The 952-nt window shown below is 35.3% G+C and carries 1 protein-coding gene and 1 pseudogene; one reads left to right on the top strand and one right to left on the bottom strand.

The genetic code is table 11. The features are described from left to right. Positions 1 to 172, bottom strand: a 172-nt coding sequence (locus L5M10_RS23905) for a transposase (RefSeq protein ID WP_263238167.1), incomplete at its 3' end; no start/stop codon positions are given. Between the two features lie 642 nt (positions 173 to 814). Here L5M10_RS23905 and L5M10_RS23910 point away from each other — a divergent pair. Next, positions 815 to 952, top strand: a pseudogene (locus tag L5M10_RS23910) (IS4 family transposase); the annotation flags it as partial.

The raw sequence follows: 952 nt of genomic DNA on the forward strand, positions 1-952 counted from the left end.
TTAATGTTTTACCTGGCACGGGGCGACCTTCTTTTCTGGCAATATCTCGCCAATGATACAAGGTTTGCACCGCGATGCCTTCTTCCCGAGCGACCTCTGCGACCGTTAAGTTGTGAGGAGGTAATAATTTTTTAAGGATCGCCTCTTTACGTTCTGGTGAATACCGAGCCATATCGTTCTCTTTTGCCGCACCCTGTCTTTAAACATAATGATTATTTAGGGGTGACAACAATCCTGACACAGGGGGGTAGTAAGCTTCTTCTATTCCTCAAATTTAGTGTTGTAGTTATTATCTGAAATCTGGAGTAATGAAATTAGTGTGAGAACATGATCACAAAAATTAAAAAACAAAGATGTGTTATAAAAGTGTTTATGTATAATTGTAAAAGTGTTAAATTTCATTTAAATTATTTTAACTGAGATAATCATTGAAAAATAAGCTGTAAACATGATTTTTAATTGTAGAGTGTTATATTGTTTTTTTTTGAATTTAATTTTAATTATTTTGTCTGAATTTTTAATTTCGAGATTGATTGTTTTTTATTTGAATAAGTGTGAGGCAGATTAATGTTCAGAAATTTAAGGTTAGGATTAAAGATTGGTTTAAGTTTCTTTGTCGTATTATGTCTCCTTTCAATTGTTCTCATTGTAGGTATTCTTGCACTTAAAAAAGCCAGTGACGGAATCACGACATACGAAGGTCTAGCCCTGAAGAATCCCCTGATGATTTACAAATAAATCATCAAATTAGGGTGGAAGCGCATCTTGTTGCATGATCAAATGGTTTCGCTAAAAACTACACTTGGACAACAAGATGCGCGAAGCCAATATCCTACAACATTCTTTACACCAATACTGCCCAGAACTTCACCTAAAACGATTAAACAGCTTGATGCTGGCCTCTAAGGCACTGATTGAATGTAAGACACTGACCTTGACTGAGTTAGGTCGA

Source organism: Shewanella sp. SM32 (genome assembly GCF_025654235.1).
Lineage (GTDB): Bacteria > Pseudomonadota > Gammaproteobacteria > Enterobacterales > Shewanellaceae > Shewanella > Shewanella oncorhynchi.